The following is a 17,430-nucleotide window of genomic DNA, read 5'->3' on the forward strand; positions in this document are numbered from 1 at the left end:
CGTGGATGGTTGACGCGCCTTGGCCGGTCTCCTGGCTGACGGGTACCACCGCCCGTGCTCCGCCTTCCCGGGTCCCAAGACCCAGTGGCTGCCCGTGAGGGCTGGAGCCGGACTTCCCGATTCACAGTGGCGAGGGCCGCACCGGCATCACACCGGATTTCCCGTTCACCAAGGCGTGGTGACAGTAGTGCCCGCACAGGGTGGCTGACAAGCGCGCCTCGGGGGCGCGAAAGGGGCGTTCGCCTGGTTCTGTCGTACCTGTTTTCGGTATTCCGGTGCGCTCGGCGCGGCGTGGGCCGTCGGCCGCGACGGCGCCGACGCCTCTGACGAAACCACTCTCGTGGCTTCCGGAGCTCCAGGGCCGCTGGAACGGCTCCGTCGACACGCGCTACGACGTCACCCTCCTGCCCAGCGGCACCCGGCGAGGTGGGCCACTCGCTCGAAACGAAGTTCTGACGCGGCGCGAAGCCGTACGAGACTCAGGCCATCCTGGGGCAAAGCCGTGGCGACACGCCGATGTCGGTCTACACTCACGCTGCCCTCCACGAAACTGGTGTCAGCCATTGATGTCGCCGAATCGTTGCGGCTGTCCGACCTGGAGAGGACAGGGCCTGGTATGAAGATCCTCATCAGCGCCGACATGGAGGGCGCCACCGGCGTTACCTGGCCGGCCGACGTGCTGCCCGGGACGTCGCAGTGGGAGCGGTGCCGGGGGATGTTCACCTCGGACGTCAATGCCGCGGTGCTGGGGTTCTTCGCCGGCGGTGCCGACGAGGTCGTCATCAACGAGGCGCACTGGACCATGCGCAATCTGCTGCTGGAGCGGCTCGACGAGCGGGCGGAGATGCTCACCGGTCGGCACAAGGCGCTGTCCATGGTCGAGGGCGTGCAGCACGGCGACGTGGACGGCATCGCCTTCGTCGGCTACCACGCGGGCGCCGGCATGGAGGGCGTCCTCGCCCACACCTACCTCGCCAACTCCATCACCGGGGTGTGGCTGAACGACGTACGGGCGAGCGAGGGGCTGCTGAACGCGCATGTCGTCGCCGAGTACGGCGTGCCCGTCGTGCTCGTCACCGGCGACGACGTGGCCTGCGAGGACGCGCTCGGGTACGCGCCCGGCGCGCTGAAGGTCGCCGTCAAGGACCATGTCTCGCGGTACGCCGCCGTGTGCCGTACGCCGGCCAGGACCGCCGCGGACATCCAGGCCGCCGCCAAGGAGGCGGCCGCGCTGGCGGTCCGTCAGGAGCCGGTGAGCGGCGGCCCGTTCACCGTCGCCGTCGAGTTCGACGCCGAGCACCTCGCCATGGCGGCCACCGTCGTCCCCGGTGTCGAACGGATCGGGGAGCGGAAGGTGGCGTACACCAGCGAGCGGATGTACGAGGGAATCCGTACCTTCAAGGCAGTGACCACGATCGTCTCGGCCGCGATGGAGGAGCAGTATGGCTGACGGGCAGGCACTGGACGAGGTCGTCACGTTCACCTCCGACCTCATCCGCATCGACACGACCAACCGGGGTGGCGGCGACTGCCGGGAGCGGCCCGCCGCCGAGTACGCCGCCGCGCGGCTGGCCGAGGCGGGCCTGGAGCCCACCCTGCTGGAGCGCACGAGCAGCCGTACGAACGTCGTCGCCCGTGTCGAGGGCACCGACCCGTCGGCGGACGCGCTGCTCGTCCACGGCCATCTGGACGTGGTGCCCGCGCAGGCCGCCGAGTGGAGCGTGCACCCGTTCTCCGGGGAGATCCGTGACGGGGTCGTCTGGGGCCGGGGCGCGGTCGACATGAAGAACATGGACGCGATGGTCCTCGCGGTCGTCCGGGGCTGGGCGCGGGAAGGCGTGCGGCCCCGGCGGGACATCGTGATCGCGTTCACCGCCGACGAGGAGGCGAGCGCCGAGGACGGCTCCGGATTTCTCGCCGACCGGCACGCGGGGCTCTTCGAGGGCTGCACCGAGGGCATCAGCGAGGCCGGTGCCTTCACCTTCCACGACGGCGGGGGGCGGCAGATCTATCCCATCGCGGCCGGGGAGCGCGGCACCGGCTGGGTCAAGCTCACCGCCCGCGGGCGGGCCGCGCACGGCTCCAGACCCAACCGGGAGAACGCGGTCACCCGCCTCGCCGCCGCCGTCACCCGGATCGGCGCCCACGAGTGGCCGCTGCGGCTGACCCCGACGGTCCGCGCCGCCCTCGTCGAACTCGCCGCGCTGTACGGCCTGGAGGCCGACCTGGACGACGTGGACGGCCTGCTGGAGAAGCTCGGCCCGGCGGCCGCGCTCGTCGAGGCGACCGTCCGCAACAGCGCCAACCCGACGATGCTGGAAGCCGGTTACAAGGTCAACGTCATCCCGGGGGAGGCCGTGGCCTATGTCGACGGCCGCTGTCTGCCGGGCATGGAGGACGAGTTCCGCGCCACCCTCGATGAACTCACCGGGCCTGACGTGGAGTGGGAGTTCCACCATCGCGAGGTGGCCCTCCAGTCGCCGGTGGACTCGCCGACGTACGCCAAGATGCGCGCCGCCGTCGAGGAGTTCGCGCCCGAGGGGCACGTGGTGCCGTACTGCATGCCCGGCGGCACGGACGCCAAGCAGTTCTCCCGGCTCGGCATCACCGGCTACGGCTTCTCCCCGCTGAAGCTGCCGGACGGCTACGACTACGGGGCCATGTTCCACGGCGTCGACGAGCGCGTGCCGGTGGAGGCGCTGCACTTCGGCGTCCGTGTACTCGACCGGTTTCTGCGGACGGCCTAGGGGAGTTGAGGCAGACAGTGCGGACGCTGGCGTACGGTTCCTGGCCCTCGCCCATCGACGCGGCCCTCGCCGCCACGCATGACGGGCACCCCGAGTATGTGGGCTTCGTCGGCGACGAGGCGTGGTGGACCGAGCCGCGGCCCACGGAGGGCGGGCGGCGCACACTCGTGCGGCGGCGGGCCGACGGCCGGGAGGAGCCGGTGCTGCCCGCTCCGTGGAACGTGCGCAGCAGGGTCGTCGAGTACGGCGGACATCCCTGGGCGGGCGTGCCGGTCGACGGCCGGCCGCTCGTCGTCTTCGTCAACTTCGCCGACCAGCGGCTCTACCGGTACGAGGAGGGCGGCGAGCCGCGTGCGCTCACTCCCGTGTCCACCGTGGGCGGTGGACTGCGCTGGGTGGAGCCGCAGGTGCGACTCGAACTCGGCGAAGTGTGGTGCGTGCTGGAGGAGTTCACCGGCGAGAACCCCACCGATGTGCGCCGCGTCCTGGCCGCCGTCCCGCTGGACGGCTCGGCGGCCCAGGACCGCGACGCCGTACGCGAACTCACCGACGACCGGCACCGGTTCGTCACCGGACCGCGGATCTCGCCCGACGGGCGGCGCGCGGCATGGCTCGTCTGGGACCATCCGCGGATGCCGTGGGACGGTACGGAGCTGCTGGTCGCGGAGGTCGCCGCCGACGGCACGCTCGGCGGCCCGCGGACCGTCGCCGGGGGCCCGGAGGAGTCCATCGCGCAGGTGGACTGGTCGCAGGACGGCCGGTTGCTGTACGCGAGCGACCGCAGCGGCTGGTGGAACCTCTATCGCGACGGCGAACCCCTGTGCCCGCGCGAGGAGGAGTTCGGCGGGCCGCTGTGGAAGCCGGGCCTGCGCTGGTTCGCCCCGCTGGCGGGCGGGCTCGTCGCCGTGGTGCACGGTCGCGGGTCGACCGCCCTCGGGGTGCTGGATCCCGAGACCGGCGAGATCGTCGACGCGGCGGGCCCCTGGACGGAGTTCGAGCCCACACTCGCGGTGTACGGCGAGAGGATCGTCGCCGTCGGCGCCAGTCCTCGCAGCGCGCACGAGGTGATCGAGCTCGACACCTGCACGGGCCGGGCCAGGGTCATCGGCGCCGAGCACGACGACGCCGTCGACCCCGCCTACTACCCCGAACCGCAGATCCGCACCTTCACCGGCCCCGCCGGAGACGAGATCCACGCGCACATCTACCCGCCCCACAACCCCGGCTGCGTCGCCCCCGGCGGCACACCGCCGCCGTACGTCGTCTGGGCGCACGGCGGGCCGACCGGCCGGGCGCCCCTCGTGCTCGACCTGGCCATCGCCTACTTCACCTCGCGCGGCATCGGGGTCGCGGAGGTCAACTACGGCGGCTCCACCGGCTACGGCAGGGCCTACCGCGACCGGCTGCGCGAGCAGTGGGGCGTGGTCGATGTCGAGGACTGTGCGGCCGTCGCGCTCGCCCTCGCCGACGAGGGCACCGCCGACCGCGACCGGCTCGCCATCCGCGGCGGCAGCGCGGGCGGCTGGACCGCGGCCGCGTCGCTCACCACGACCGATGTCTACGCCTGCGGCACGATCCTCTACCCCATCCTCGACCTGGCCGGCTGGGGCGCCGGAGAGACCCACGACCTCGAGTCGCGGTACCTGGAGACCCTGGTCGGACCGCTCGCCGAGGTACCGGCACGCTACGCGGAACGCTCACCCGCCGCGCACGCCGACCGACTCACCGCGCCCTTCCTGCTGCTGCAGGGCCTCGACGACGTCATCTGCCCTCCCTCCCAGTGCGAGCGGTTCCTGGCCCGCCTGGAGGGCCGCCGGGTGCCGCACGCCTACATCGCCTTCGAGGGGGAGGGCCACGGATTCCGGCGGGCGGAGACGATGATCCGCGTCCTGGAGTCCGAACTCTCCCTGTACGCCCAGGTCTTCGGACTGAATCCGCCCGGCATCCCGAAGCTGGAGCTCGCCAAGTGAACGCGCCCCTACGGCCACTCGTACGGCCGCCCCGACTCGCCCCCGGCGCCCGCGTGGCCGTCGTCGCCCCCAGCGGTCCCGTGCCCGAGGAGCGGCTGCAGGCCGGGCTCGACGTGCTGCGGGGCTGGGACCTCGACCCGGTGGTGGCACCCCATGTGCTGGACCGGCACGGCGAGTTCGACTATCTGGCGGGCACGGACGCCGACCGCGCCGCCGATCTGCGGGCCGCCTGGTGCGATCCGTCCGTGGCCGCGGTGCTGTGCGCGCGGGGCGGGTACGGAGTGCAGCGGATGATCGACCTGCTCGACTGGGAGGCGATGCGGGCGGCCGGACCGAAGGTGTTCGTCGGCTTCAGCGACATCACCGTGCTGCACGAGGCGTTCGCCGCCCGGCTGGGTCTGGCCACGCTCTACGGGCCGATGGCGGCGGGCGTCGACTTCATCAAGAACGCGCGGGCGCAGGAGCATCTGAAAGCCACCTTGTTCGAGCCGGAGTCGGTGCGCACGATCACCTCCACCGGCAGTTCCGCGCTGGTCCCCGGCCGGGCGCACGGTGTCACGCTCGGCGGCTGCCTCTGCCTGCTCGCCGCCGAGGCGGGCACTCCGCATGCCAGGACCAGCGCACGCGGCGGCCTGCTGTGCCTGGAGGACGTGGGCGAGGAGACCTACCGGCTCGACCGCTACCTCACCCAACTTCACCGCGCCGGCCTGTTCGACGGCGTGCGCGGGGTGCTGCTCGGGTCGTGGCAGGAGTGCGGGCCGTACGAGCGGGTGCGTGCGCTGCTCCTGGACCGGCTGGGTGGCCTCGGTGTGCCCGTTGTGGAGGAGTTCGGGTTCGGGCACGGTGAAGGTGCGCTGACGATTCCCTTCGGGCTGAGCGCCGAACTCGACGCCGACGCGGGGACCTTGACCCTCGACGAGCCCGCCCTCGCCTGACCCACCTTCACTGAATTTCCGTCAAGAAACCTCCGTCACGGCGATTGACCTCGTCTGACACGTGTCACACCATGACAACCGGCCAGTACTTACTGGTCAGTAAGCCGGGCTGTTCCCCAGCGTGCCTCAGTGTGGAGGTCCTAGTGTCCCGTCGGATGCCCAGATTCCGAGCCCCACTCGCTCTCGTCCTCGGCACCACGCTCACCGCACCCCTCGCGCTCACCGCTCCGGCCACCGCCGCGACCGGCCAGTTCACCGTCACAGCCCTGAAGTTCACCGTCCAGGCAGGCGGCCGCACCTGCACCGTCGACGCCGACCTGTACCGGCCCGCGGGCGTGGACCGCGCCCACCCCGCACCCGCCGTCCTCGCCACCAACGGCTTCGGCGGCAGCAAGACGGACGGCTCGACCGACGCCATCGGCAAGGCCTTCGCCCAGCGCGGGTACGTCTCCCTCGTCTACTCGGGGCTCGGCTTCGGCAAGTCCGGCTGCCTGATCTCGCTGGACGACCCCACCATCGACGGCGTCGCCGCCTCACGGCTGGTCGACTTCCTGGGCGGCGGACGCGCCGCCGACGACGGCACGAAGGCCGACTTCGTCACCCTCGACGCCCCCGGCGACCCGCGCGTCGGCATGGTGGGCGGCTCCTACGGCGGGGCCATCCAGCTGGCCACGGCCGCGGTCGACCAGCGTCTCGACGCCCTGGTGCCGATGATCACCTGGAACGACCTGGCGTACTCCCTCGACCCGAACAACGCCGCCGGAAGCGGCAGCGTGCCCGGTGCCTTCAAATGGCAGTGGGCCAACGGCTTCTACCTCATCGGCGAGGGCCAGCCCCTGCTGGAACCGAACCTCGACCCCTCCCGTATCAACTCCCTCGCCTGTCTGCACTTCGTCACCAAGGCCTGCGACACCGTCCGCACCCTCAACTCCGGCCGCTACCCCGCGAAGCAGACCGCCGAGCTGTTCGCCTACGCGCGCAGTGTCTCGCCGGTGTCGTACCTGAACCGCGTCACAGCACCCACCCTCCTCGTCCAGGGCCAGGCCGACAGCCTCTTCAACCTCAACGAGGCGACAGCGACGTACAAGACGCTCAAGGGTCAGGGGACCGCGACGAAGATGATCTGGCAGTCCTGGGGCCACAGCGGCGGCATCAGCGCCCCGGCCGCCGGTGAACTCAACCTCGCCCAGGGCAACTTGGAGACCAGCTACGTCGGCCGCCGCATCCTCGCCTGGTTCGACCGCTACCTGGGGAAGAAGAACGTCGACACCGGGCCGGCCTTCGCCTACTACCGCGACTGGATCACCGACCCCAGCGGTAGGTACGCCACCGCCGACCGCGTCCCCGTGCTCAGCCGGACCCTCTACCTCTCCGGCGACGGCAAACTCGTCGACAACCGCAGCAAGGTGGCGCGCGGCAGCCGTACGTACACCAACTGGCCCGTCTCCACGAGCCATTCGGAGAGCTCGCTGTACGGGGTCCTCGGGCTGCCGGACCCGGCGCCGTACGACACCCCGGGCACCTACCTCGGCTGGACCAGCGAGCCGCTCGCGCGTACCACCGACGTCGTGGGCGCGCCCCGGGCCACGCTGAAGGTCGTCTCCCCGAAGGCCGAGCGGACCCAGCACTCCCAGGACGCCGCCGACAAGCTCGTCCTGTTCGCCAAGCTGTACGACGTCGCCCCCGACGGCAGCAAGACGCTGGTGCACCGGCTGGTCGCGCCGGTGCGGGTGCCCGACGTCACGAAGAGTTTCACCGTGACCCTGCCGGGGATCGTGCACCGGTACGAGAAGGGGCACCGGCTGCGGTTCGTGATCGCCGCCAGTGACGACGCGTACTTCGGGAACCGGGGGATCAAGCCGGTGACGGTGGTCAGCACGCCCGGGGAGACGGGGGTGCTCCGGCTGCCGGTGGTCGGCTGAGGGCCCTGCGGGGCGTTCACCGTGCGTGAGCGCGTCATCCGGAGCATCCTTGTCATATGACCGCGAAGACGTCGAAGATCGGCGGGAAGGGCGGCGGTCGGTGGGGCGGCCTGCGCGAGGCGCTGACCCCGGCCAGGGTCGTCGTGCTGGTGCTCGTGGTCCTCGTCCTGATCTTCATCTTCCAGAACACCCGCGACACCGAGATCCGGCTGCTCATTCCCGAGGTGACGATGCCGCTGTGGATGGCTCTGTTGGGTGTGGGCGCCATCGGTGCGCTGTGCGGGGCGTTCTTCCTGGGCCGGCGCCGCTAGCGGGTCGTAGGCTGGCCGAATGCCTCATCCCGCGTCCCGATATCTCGCCGAAGGCCCTCGCGTGGGCATACGCCACTTCACCTACCAGGACGGTGACGAGTTCACCGCGCGTGTCCGGGAGAGCAAGGAACTGCATCAGCCGTGGCTCTTCCCGCCGGACAGCGCCGCCGCGTACGCCGCCTACGCGGGGCGGCTGATCGGGGATCCGACCAAGGCGGGGTTCCTGGTCTGCGCGAAGGACGACGGTGGCGGGATCGCCGGGTTCATCAACATCAACAACATCGTCGCGGGCGCCTTCCAGAGCGGGGCCCTCGGGTACGGCGCCTTCGCCCACGCGGCCGGGCGGGGCCTGATGCGGGAGGGCCTGGACCTGGTGGTGGGCCACGCCTTCGGGCCGATGCGGCTGCACCGGCTGGAGATCAACGTCCAGCCGGCCAACACCGCCTCGATCGCCCTCGCCCGGGCCTGCGGCTTCCGCCTGGAGGGCTTCTCGCCGAGCATGCTCTTCATCGACGGGGCCTGGCGCGACCATCAGCGGTGGGCCGTCACCGCCGAGATGCGCGCTTGACGTTGATCCTCACGCGTGCCGAGCTCGCCGACCCGAAGATTCCGGACGGCCTCGGCTACGATCCCGATCCCTGGCGGTCCACGTACTCGTAGATCGCCCCGTCCGGATGCATCGCGATCAGATTGCGGCCCACCGGTGTCGGCACCGGACCCGCGACGATGTGCGCGCCCAGTTCGCTGAGCACCCGGTGGGCCTCGTCGACGTCCTTGACGGCGATCGTGGCCGCGACCTTGCGCAGTACCTCCAGCTCGGCCTGCGGACCGCTCATCAGCAGGAAGCAGCCGATCGCGGCCACTTGTACGCCGCCGCGTTCGAAGCGGAGGGCTGTGCCGCCCGCGAGGCGCTCGTAGAAGGGGACTGCCCTCTCCAGGTCGTCGACGCATACGCGCAGCGTGGTTCCCAGGATGTCCATGCGGACGAGCCTAGTTGGGGGCGCTCGCAGAGGGAGATCGTTTCACGCGATCCCCTCACACCGGCGGTGGCTCACGCGCCGGTACCGGTGCGTGACCGAGCGCGTTATCCGTACGCGCGTACGGGTACTCGGCGGCCATGAACCGCTTCGATCATCTTGAGCACCTGGACAGGGAACTGGTCGACGAACTGGCGCAGGTGGCGCGCGAGACCGTGCGGGACGAACTGCGCGAGCAGACGCGCCGGCAACGCCGCCGGGCCATGCTGTACGCCGGCTCCGGCGCCGTCGCCCTGTACGCGGGCGCCGCCCTCGCGCTCGCCCTGGGGCTGGGCCTCGCCACCGGGCTGCCGGACTGGGCCGCCGCGCTGATCACCGCGGTCATTCTCGGCGCCGTGGCGTATGTGCTGCGGGCGGCGGCACGCCCGTCGGCGTCCCGGCCGACACCGGAGCACGAGGCCGAGTCGGCCGCCGCCCATGGACGCACCCTCGGCGGCACGGCCCCGGCCGCCCCGCCGAGCGGCCTCGGCCTGCCGTACCCGCCGATGCCGCCCGGCCCGCCCGGGACGGGAGTACCCGGCGCGGTGACGCCGGACATGCCCGATGCGCGGACGCCGCATCCGGACGACATCGACCCCGAGCAGCCGCACCACAGGGCGTGATGCGCGGTGCGCGGGCCGTGGGAGATCGCCCTGCCGGGACGTGGCAGGGCCGTCGTGGTGACGGGGGCCAGCGGCGGCGTCGGCCGGGCCGCGGCCGTCGCCTTCGCCGCGCGGGGCGACCGGGTCGCCCTGCTGGCCCGGGGGCATGAGGGCCTCGCCGGGGCGGCGGACGAGGTGCAGCGGGCCGGTGGTGAGGCCTTGGTCGTGAGCGTGGACATGGCCGACGCGAAGGCCGTCGACGACGCGGCGCAGAAGGTCGTCGACGCGTTCGGGCACATCGACGTCTGGGTCAACAACGCCTTCGCCGGCATCTACGCGCCGTTCACCGAGATCACCCCGGACGAGTTCCGGCGGGTGACCGAAGTGACGTACCTGGGCTATGTGTTCGGCACCCGGGCCGCCCTGCACCACATGCTGCCGCGCGACCGGGGCACGATCGTGCAGGTCGGCTCCGCGCTCGCCTACCGGGGGATTCCGCTGCAGTCGGCGTACTGCGGCGCCAAGCACGCCATCCAGGGCTTTAACGAGTCACTGCGGTGCGAACTGCTGCGCGAGGGCAGCCGGGTGCGTACGACGATGGTGCAGCTGCCGGCTCTCAACACCCCCCAGTTCGAGTGGGTGTTGAACCGCCTCCCCGGGCGGGCCCGGCCGGTGGCGCCGGTGTACCAGCCCGAGGTCGCCGCACGGGCGATCGTGCATGCGGCCGGCCACGGACGGCGGCGGGAGTACTGGGTGGGGGGCTCCACGGTCGCGACGCTGGTGGCCAACGCGGTCGTTCCCGGCCTGCTGGACCGCTATCTGGCGAAGACCGGTTTCGAGGCACAGCAGGACGAGGGCGAACAGCCGGGTCCGGGGAACCTGTGGACACCGGCGGACGGGGCGCGGGGACGTGACTTCGGGGCGCACGGGCGTTTCGACGACGAGTCCCATCGGGGCAGCTCACAGGAGTGGCTCTCGCGGAATCGCGGCCGGATGGGACAGGCACTCACGCTCGGCGCCGGTGTGCTGGCGGCACGACGGCTGAGCCGCCTGGTTCGCCGATAGCCGATAGCCGCCTGGTTCGCCGATAGCCGATAGGGGCTGTCGGGCCCGGCCTAGGCGACCCGGTATTCCTGCACCTCCTCCGCCCTCAGCGTCAGCCCGTGACCGATGCCCTGGGTCGGGGTCACCGTCCCGCCCGTCGGGTCCAGGGCGCCGTCGAAGAACATGTCCTCGATGCGCACGTGGTCGTGGAACCACTCGATGTGGCGGAGGTTGGGGAGCGCGGCGCACGCGGCGGCGTGGGCGTGCGGTGCGCAGTGGGCCGAGACCTGCAGTCCGTGGGCCTGGGCCAGGGCGGCGGCGCGCAGGAACTCGGTCAGGCCGCCGCAGCGGGTCGCGTCGATCTGGAGGCAGTCGACCGCGCCCGCGGCGATCATGCGCGCGAAGTACGGGAGGTCGTAGCCGTATTCGCCGGCCGTGACGTCGCACGGCAAGGCGTCACGGATCAGGCGCAGGCCGGTCAGGTCGTCCGAGGACACCGGCTCCTCGAACCAGCCGACGCCGTGCTCGGCGAGGGCCCGGCCCACGCGGACCGCCTGCTTGCGGGTGTAGGCGCCGTTGGCATCGACGTACAACTCGGCCTCGGCGCCGATCACTTGGCGGGCCGCTTCGACCCGGGAGATGTCGCGCAGGACCGTGCGGCCCCAGTCCTCGCCGATCTTGATCTTCACGCGCGGAATGTGCTGGCCGTGCACCCAGCCGTTCAACTGCGCGGCCAGATGTGTGTCGTGGTACGTCGTGAAGCCTCCGCTGCCGTAGACCGGGACGTGGTCCCGGCAGCTGCCCAGCAGCCGGACCAGGGGCAGTTCGAGGAGGCGGGCCTTGAGGTCCCACAGGGCGATGTCCAGCGCGGAGATCGCGCAGGCGGCGACACCCGGGCGGCCCGCGTTGCGGATCGCGCGGGACATGGCGTCGTGCGCGGCCGGGATGTCCAGGGCATTGCGGCCCTCGACCAGGGGCGCGAGATGGTCGCGCAGGAAGTCGCCGACCGCCGCCGGGCCGTACGTCCAGCCGGTGCCGGTCGCGTCGCCCGCCGTCACCTCGGCGATCACCACGGTCGTGGAGTTCCAGGCCAGCGTGCCGTCCGCCTCGGGGGCGTCGGTGGGCACCGTGTAGACGGAGACGACGGGAAGGTGGAGTTTCATCGCGTGGGCCCGCCCCTCGTCACCGCTGCAGCTGCGGCAGCACCTTCGTACGGTAGAAGTCGAAGAACCCGCGCTGGTCGGGGCCGATCTGGCTGACGTAGACCCGGTCGAAGCCCGCCTCGGCGAAGGCGTTCAGCTCGGACACATGCTCGTCGACATCGTCCCCGCACACCGTGTTCTCGCTCACCATCTGCTCGGTGACCAGCGGTTCCAGCTGCTCGAAATGGCGCGGCGAGGGCAGGATCTGGGCCATCTCGCCGGGCAGCAACTGGTTGGACCACAACCGCCGTACGGTCCGTACGGCCTCGTCGCGGTCGGTGCCGTAGCAGACCTTCGTGCCGCCCATGACGGGCTTGCCGTGCCCGCCGCCCTTGCGGAACTGGGTCACCAGCTCCGCGTCCGGCATCATCGTGATGAAGCCGTCGCCGACCCGGGCCGCGAGCGATGTGGCCGCCGGGCCGAAGCCGGAGATGTCGATCTGGACCGGCTCGTCGGGGACCGTGTAGAGGCGGGCGTTCTCCACCCGGTAGTGGGCGCCGTAATGGCTGACCTCCTCGCCGGTGAACAGCCGGCGCATCACCAGGATCGCCTCCTCCAGCATCTCCAGGCGCACGCTCGCGGGCGGCCAGACATGGCCGAGGATGTGCTCGTTCAGAGCCTCGCCGGAGCCGACGCCGAGCCGGAAACGGCCGTTCGTCATGACCGCGGAGGTCGCCGCGGCCTGCGCCACCACCGCGGGGTGGATCCGCACGGTCGGGCAGGTCACGGCCGTCTCGATCGGCAGCGACACCGCCTCCGAGATCGCGCCGATCACCGACCACACGAACGGGCTCTCGCCCTGCGCGTCGTTCCACGGGTGGTAGTGGTCCGAGATCCACAGCGACTGGAATCCGGCCTGTTCCGCCATCCTCGCCTGCTCGACGAGTTCGGCGGGACGGAACTCCTCGCACGCCAGGAAATAGCCGTACTCGGGCATGGGCACACCTCCGGGACTGCCGCGTCGAGTGTGCGGCGGGGGACGGGTCGCCGTCCGGGTACCCGGCGGCCCGGCGGGAAACCGGGCCGGCGTGCCGGAGACCGGCCCTGGCCGGGGGCGACGTTTGGGGGCCTTGACCAGGGGGACGCGGAAGGCTCCCGAGGTACGCGACAGCCCCGGAGGCCAACCGTGAGTCGACCCCGCATAGTGATCGTCGGCGCCGGATTCGCCGGGTACCGGGCAGCACGCACCCTGTCCCGGCTCACCCGGCACCAAGCCGACATCACCCTGCTGAACCCGACCGACTACTTCCTGTACCTGCCCCTGCTGCCCCAGGTCGCCGCCGGCATCCTGGAACCGCGCCGGGTCACCGTCTCCCTCTCCGGCACCCTGCCGCACGTGCGGCTCGTGCTGGGCGAGGCCGACGCCATCGACCTCGACGGGCACACCGTCCACTACACCGGCCCCGAGGGCGACGGCGGGACGCTCACCTTCGACCGGCTGATCCTCGCCGCGGGCAGCGTCAACAAGCTGCTGCCCATCCCCGGCGTCGCCGAGCACGCGCACGGTTTCCGCGGCCTGCCCGAGGCGCTGTATCTGCGTGACCACGTGACCCGGCAGGTGGAACTCGCGGCCGCCGCCGACGACCCCGAGAACTGCTCGGCGCGCTGCACCTTCGTGGTGGTGGGCGCCGGATACACCGGTACGGAGGTCGCCGCGCAGGGCAAGCTGTTCACCGACGCCCAGGTGCGCAAACACCCCCTGCGGGCAGGCATACGGCCCCGCTGGCTGCTGCTCGACATCGCCGAACGCGTCCTGCCCGAGCTGGACCAGCGGCTGTCGCGCACCGCCGACCGGGTGCTGCGACAGCGGGGCGTCGAGGTGCGGATGGGCACCTCCGTGAAGGAGGCCACGCACGACGGAGTGCTGCTGACCGACGGCGAGTTCGTCGACACGCGCACGCTGGTGTGGTGCGTCGGCGTACGGCCCGATCCGCTCGCCGAATCCCTCGGGCTGCCCCTGGAGCGGGGCCGCCTCCTCGTCGACCCGCACCTCCAAGTGCCGGGCCGGCCCGAGGTGTTCGCCGCCGGGGACGGGGCCGCCGTGCCCGACCTGGAGCAGCCCGGACAGTACACGCCGATGACCGCCCAGCACGCCTGGCGGCAGGGCAAGGCCGTGGCCCACAACGTCGCCGCGTCCCTCGGCATGGGGGAGCGGCGCGCCTACCGCCACCGTGACATGGGCTTCGTCGTGGACCTGGGCGGCGTCAAGGCGGCCGCCAACCCGCTCGGCGTCCACCTGTCCGGCGTGGCGGCGGGCGCGGTCACCCGCGGCTACCACCTCGCCGCGATGCCCGGCAACCGCGTCCGCGTCGCCGCCGACTGGCTGCTGGACGCCGTACTGCCGCGCCAAGCCGTGCAGTTGGGCCTCGTACGGGCCTGGTCGGTGCCACTGGACACCGCGTCACCGGAGGTGGCTCGGGTGCCGGGGCGGGGGGAGAAGGAGGGCGAGGGGGGAGTGGAGGACCGGGCTGGTGGTGAGCCTGCCGAGGGCGTCGAATCGCCGAGCTCCGCAGATCACCCCGATGCCGCCGAGGCCCAGAACAGCAAGCGCTTCGGCGCGCCCCTCTCCGTCCGGCGCCCCGATGCAGTCAAGGGTGGCCGGGCATCGGGCCCGGGTGGCCGCGCCGGCACCCCCGAGAAGTCCGAACCCCCGGACCCCGTCCAGGACCCCGACGCCGCCCAGCACCACGAACCCCCTGGCCCCGTGAAGCGGCCCGCCCCCCGACCGGGCGGCGAACCCCACCCCGGCACCCCCGAGCCCGGCACTCCATCCACCCACAAGCCCCACCCCGACATCCCCACAGCCCCCGAACCGCCCGAACCCCCCGAACCCCGCTCCCACAACCCCTCCGAAGGAGCCTCATGAACACCGCTGAACTCGTCGAGCTCGCCCAGCAGTTGCGGGTGGACAGTGTGCGGGCCTCAGCTGCGGCCGGGTCGGGGCATCCGACGTCGTCGATGTCTGCCGCCGATCTGACGGCCGTACTCCTCGCGAACCACCTCCGCTATGACTTCGACCGGCCCGCCCACCCCGGCAACGACCGCTTCGTCCTGTCCAAGGGACACGCCTCGCCCCTGCTGTACTCGGCGTACAAGGCGGCGGGCGCCATAGAGGACGGCGAACTGCTCACCTTCCGCAAGATCGGCAGCCGTCTCGAAGGGCACCCCACGCCGCGTCGGCTGCCGTGGCTGGAGACGGCCACCGGATCGCTCGGGCAGGGGCTGCCGATCGGGGTCGGGATCGCGCTGGCCGGGAAGCGGCTCGACCGGGCCGGGTACCGGGTGTGGGTGCTGTGCGGTGACAGTGAGCTCGCCGAGGGGTCCGTGTGGGAGGCCGCCGAGCACGCGGCGTACGAGCATCTGGACAACCTCACCGCGATCGTCGACGTGAACCGGCTCGGCCAGCGCGGCCCGACCCGGCACGGCCATGATCTCGACGCCTACGCCCGCCGCTTCCAGGCCTTCGGCTGGCACACCATCGAGGTGGACGGGCACGACGTGGACGCCATCGACCGGGCGTACGGGGAGGCGCGGTCCACCAGCGGGCAGCCCACCGTCGTCCTCGCCCGCACGCTCAAGGGCAAGGGCGTCCAGTCCGTCCAGGACCGTGAAGGACTGCACGGGAAGCCGCTGCCGGACGCCGACGAGGCGATCGCCGAGCTCGGCGGCCCCCGCGACATCCATGTGCGCGTCCACGAACCGCCCGCCGCCCGCATGCTGCACGCCGTCCCGGCCGGGCACCTCGAACTGCCCCGCTGGGAGAAGGGGGAGGAGATCGCCACACGGAACGCCTACGGCGAGGCGCTCGCCGCCCTCGGCGCCGGCCGCGGTGACGTCGTCGCCCTCGACGGCGAGGTCAGCGACTCCACCCGCGCCGAGTTCTTCGCCAAGGCACACCCCGACCGCTTCTTCGAGTGCTACATCGCCGAGCAGCAGCTGGTCGCCGCCGCGGTGGGGCTCTCGACGCGCGGCTGGGTGCCGTACGCCTCCACCTTCGCCGCCTTCCTGACCCGCGCCCACGACTTCGTGCGCATGGCGTCGGTCAGCGGCGTCGGCATCAACCTCGTCGGCTCGCACGCCGGTGTCGCGATCGGGCAGGACGGGCCGAGCCAGATGGGCCTGGAGGACCTGGCGATGATGCGGGCCGTGCACGGCTCGACCGTGCTGTACCCGTGCGACGCCAACCAGACCGCCCAGCTCGTCGCCGCCATGGCCGGACTGGAAGGCGTCCGCTATCTGCGCACCTCCCGCGGCGCAAGCCCGGTCATCTACGGCCCCGACGAGGAGTTCCCCGTCGGCGGCAGCAAGGTACTGAGGTCCAGCCCCTACGACCGGCTGACCGTCGTCGCCGCCGGCGCCACCGTGCACGAGGCCCTCGCCGCCGCCGACGCCCTGGACCGTGAGGGTATCCAGGTCAGGGTCGTCGACCTCTACTCCGTCAAGCCCGTCGACCGGGCCACCCTGCGCCAGGCCGCCGAGGACACCGGCTGCCTGCTGACGGTGGAGGACCACCACGAGGAGGGCGGCATCGGCGACGCCGTTCTCGACGCCTTCCTCGACGGGCGCCCCGTCCCCCGCCTGGTGCGCCTCGCCGTCCGCACGATGCCGGGCTCGGCGTCCCCGGACGAGCAGTTGCACGCGGCCGGCATCGACGCCGCGTCCATCGCCGCCTCGGGCAAGCTGCTGGTGGAAGAGGCCGTCGTACGATGACAGGCGACGGCGCCACGAGGAAGGTGCGGGCCGGTCGCCGTACCGTCGACGTCAAGCGCGTCGACAAGGTGCTGTTCCCCGGTGGCGGCGGCGCCAAGGAGTACACCAAGGGCGACCTCGTCGACTACTACCGGTCCGTCGCCGCGTTCATGCTGCCGCATCTGCGCGGCCGCCCCCTGATGCTGGAGCGGCTTCCCGACGGCGTCGACGGGCCGAGGTTCATGCAGAAGAACACCCCGGAGAACTACCCGGAGTGGATCACCCGGGTCGAGGTGCCCAAAGAGGACGGCACCGTGTGTCACACGGTCTGCGACGACACCGCGAGCCTCGTCTTCCTCACGGACCAGGCCTGCCTCACCTTGCACCGCTGGCTCTCCCGCACCGACCGCCTAGACCGGCCCGACCGGCTGGTCTTCGACCTCGACCCGGGCCAGGACTCCTTCGCGCAGGTCAGGGAGGCGGCCGGGCTGCTCGGTGAGCTGCTCGACGAGTTGGGGCTGCCCTCGGCGCCGATGACCACCGGCTCGCGCGGACTGCACATCGTCGTACCGCTGAACGGGCACCACGACTTCGACGAGGTCCGGGAATTCGCCACGGACGTCGCCGGCCTGCTCGAGTCGGCCCACCCGGACCGGCTCACCACCGCCGCCCGCAAGAAGGACCGCGGCGACCGCCTCTACCTCGACGTGCAGCGCAACGGCTACGCCCAGACCGCCGTCGTCCCCTACACCGTCCGCGCCCGGCCCGGCGCACCCGTGGCCACGCCCCTGACCTGGGCCGAGCTGGACGACCCGGACCTGGACGCCCGTCGCTGGAGCATCGCCGACGCCGTGGAGCACGCCCGCACCAACCCGTGGTCCGGGCTGCTGGACCGGGGCCGCGCCCTCGGACCGGCGCGGCGCAGGCTCGACGCACTGCGGGGCTGAAGAAGCCGCCCCAGGGGGTTTGGCCCGCGCCTTCCTGGCCACTCG

At 72.0% G+C, this 17,430-nt stretch carries 15 protein-coding genes and 1 riboswitch; of the genes, 12 read left to right on the forward strand and 3 right to left on the reverse strand.

What is annotated here, in order from left to right; translation table 11 throughout:
- Positions 1 to 4 precede the first annotated feature (4 nt).
- Positions 5 to 188, reverse strand: a riboswitch (cobalamin riboswitch).
- Positions 189 to 616: 428 nt separating this feature from the next.
- The 7 genes from ACTMVF_RS10515 (at position 617) to ACTMVF_RS10545 (ending at position 8,453) form a co-directional block, all read left to right on the forward strand.
- Positions 617 to 1,450: a M55 family metallopeptidase gene (locus tag ACTMVF_RS10515; RefSeq protein WP_441270676.1), complete on the forward strand. Its 834-nt coding sequence runs from the start codon at positions 617 to 619 to the stop codon at positions 1,448 to 1,450.
- The gene (locus ACTMVF_RS10520; protein WP_441270677.1) at positions 1,443 to 2,747 is read left to right on the forward strand and encodes a M20/M25/M40 family metallo-hydrolase; all 1,305 of its coding nucleotides are present in this window, start codon (positions 1,443 to 1,445) and stop codon (positions 2,745 to 2,747) included. Before ACTMVF_RS10515 ends, ACTMVF_RS10520 begins: the two co-directional genes overlap by 8 nt.
- A gap of 5 nt (positions 2,748 to 2,752) precedes the next feature.
- Complete coding sequence (locus tag ACTMVF_RS10525; RefSeq protein WP_441270678.1) at positions 2,753 to 4,717, forward strand: LpqB family beta-propeller domain-containing protein; 1,965 nt, start codon at positions 2,753 to 2,755, stop codon at positions 4,715 to 4,717.
- Positions 4,714 to 5,652 carry a S66 peptidase family protein gene (locus ACTMVF_RS10530; protein WP_441270679.1) on the forward strand — a complete coding sequence of 313 codons (939 nt, stop codon included), beginning with the start codon at positions 4,714 to 4,716 and terminating at the stop codon, positions 5,650 to 5,652. The genes ACTMVF_RS10525 and ACTMVF_RS10530 overlap by 4 nt, the downstream gene beginning before the upstream one ends.
- 155 nt (positions 5,653 to 5,807) lie before the next feature.
- Entirely contained in the window at positions 5,808 to 7,574 is a 1,767-nt protein-coding gene (locus tag ACTMVF_RS10535) for a CocE/NonD family hydrolase (RefSeq protein WP_441270680.1), read from the forward strand.
- Positions 7,575 to 7,630: 56 nt separating this feature from the next.
- Positions 7,631 to 7,885 carry a DUF1049 domain-containing protein gene (locus ACTMVF_RS10540; protein ID WP_441270681.1) on the forward strand — a complete coding sequence of 85 codons (255 nt, stop codon included), beginning with the start codon at positions 7,631 to 7,633 and terminating at the stop codon, positions 7,883 to 7,885.
- A 19-nt stretch (positions 7,886 to 7,904) separates the two neighbouring features.
- Positions 7,905 to 8,453: a GNAT family N-acetyltransferase gene (locus ACTMVF_RS10545; protein ID WP_441270682.1), complete on the forward strand. Its 549-nt coding sequence runs from the start codon at positions 7,905 to 7,907 to the stop codon at positions 8,451 to 8,453.
- 55 nt (positions 8,454 to 8,508) lie between these two features.
- On the opposite strand, the gene ACTMVF_RS10550 is transcribed toward ACTMVF_RS10545, so the two are convergent.
- Positions 8,509 to 8,865, reverse strand: coding sequence for a VOC family protein (locus ACTMVF_RS10550; protein ID WP_441270683.1), 357 nt, complete (start codon positions 8,863 to 8,865; stop codon positions 8,509 to 8,511).
- 137 nt (positions 8,866 to 9,002) lie between these two features.
- Here ACTMVF_RS10550 and ACTMVF_RS10555 point away from each other — a divergent pair, with 137 nt between their 5' ends.
- Positions 9,003 to 9,524, forward strand: coding sequence for a phage holin family protein (locus ACTMVF_RS10555; RefSeq protein ID WP_441270684.1), 522 nt, complete (start codon positions 9,003 to 9,005; stop codon positions 9,522 to 9,524).
- Positions 9,525 to 9,530: 6 nt separating this feature from the next.
- On the forward strand, positions 9,531 to 10,568 hold the full coding sequence (locus ACTMVF_RS10560; protein ID WP_441270685.1) for an SDR family oxidoreductase: 1,038 nt from the start codon (positions 9,531 to 9,533) through the stop codon (positions 10,566 to 10,568).
- A gap of 50 nt (positions 10,569 to 10,618) precedes the next feature.
- Here the strand turns inward: ACTMVF_RS10560 and ACTMVF_RS10565 are convergent, their stop codons facing one another.
- Together ACTMVF_RS10565 and ACTMVF_RS10570 are read right to left on the reverse strand one after the other, a co-directional pair.
- Complete coding sequence (locus tag ACTMVF_RS10565; protein ID WP_441270686.1) at positions 10,619 to 11,710, reverse strand: enolase C-terminal domain-like protein; 1,092 nt, start codon at positions 11,708 to 11,710, stop codon at positions 10,619 to 10,621.
- Between the two features lie 19 nt (positions 11,711 to 11,729).
- A complete protein-coding gene (locus tag ACTMVF_RS10570) occupies positions 11,730 to 12,686 on the reverse strand; it encodes an LLM class F420-dependent oxidoreductase (protein WP_441270687.1) in 957 nt (318 codons plus the stop codon).
- A gap of 189 nt (positions 12,687 to 12,875) precedes the next feature.
- Here ACTMVF_RS10570 and ACTMVF_RS10575 point away from each other — a divergent pair, with 189 nt between their 5' ends.
- The 3 genes from ACTMVF_RS10575 to ligD are packed head-to-tail and all read left to right on the forward strand — an operon-like array spanning position 12,876 to position 17,385.
- Positions 12,876 to 14,615, forward strand: coding sequence for an FAD-dependent oxidoreductase (locus ACTMVF_RS10575; RefSeq protein ID WP_441270688.1), 1,740 nt, complete (start codon positions 12,876 to 12,878; stop codon positions 14,613 to 14,615).
- Positions 14,612 to 16,459 carry a transketolase gene (locus ACTMVF_RS10580; protein WP_441270689.1) on the forward strand — a complete coding sequence of 616 codons (1,848 nt, stop codon included), beginning with the start codon at positions 14,612 to 14,614 and terminating at the stop codon, positions 16,457 to 16,459. The genes ACTMVF_RS10575 and ACTMVF_RS10580 overlap by 4 nt, the downstream gene beginning before the upstream one ends.
- The gene (gene ligD, locus ACTMVF_RS10585) at positions 16,456 to 17,385 is read left to right on the forward strand and encodes a non-homologous end-joining DNA ligase (RefSeq protein ID WP_441270690.1); all 930 of its coding nucleotides are present in this window, start codon (positions 16,456 to 16,458) and stop codon (positions 17,383 to 17,385) included. Before ACTMVF_RS10580 ends, ligD begins: the two co-directional genes overlap by 4 nt.
- Positions 17,386 to 17,430 lie beyond the last annotated feature (45 nt).

The sequence above is a fragment of the Streptomyces sp. SD31 genome (assembly GCF_052068475.1).
Taxonomy (GTDB): Bacteria; Actinomycetota; Actinomycetes; order Streptomycetales; family Streptomycetaceae; genus Streptomyces.